Raw genomic sequence first — 254 nt, 5'->3', positions numbered from 1 at the left:
AAAGCTGGTGGCGCACCGACCGCGGCGCCGAAGACGTGCGCTACACCCAGTTCATGGGCAAGGACAATGTCCCCTTCCACACGCTCAGCTTCCCCGCCACGATCAAGGGCTCGGGCGAGCCGTGGAACTGGTGGATTACATCAAGTCCTTCAATTACCTCAATTATGACGGCGGTCAGTTCTCCACCTCGCGTGGGCGCGGCGTCTTCATGGATCAGGCGTTGGAAATCCTGCCGGCGGATTACTGGCGCTGGT

The 254-nt window shown here is 60.6% G+C and carries 1 pseudogene; it reads left to right on the top strand.

Going from position 1 to position 254, the window contains the following annotated elements:
• A pseudogene (locus tag FCK22_RS18295) lies at positions 1-254 on the top strand (class I tRNA ligase family protein); the annotation flags it as partial.

This window comes from Sulfitobacter sp. 15WGC (genome assembly GCF_005068605.1).
GTDB classification, from domain to species: domain Bacteria; phylum Pseudomonadota; class Alphaproteobacteria; order Rhodobacterales; family Rhodobacteraceae; genus Sulfitobacter; species Sulfitobacter faviae.
This window is presented reverse-complemented; position numbering and strand designations above follow the sequence as displayed.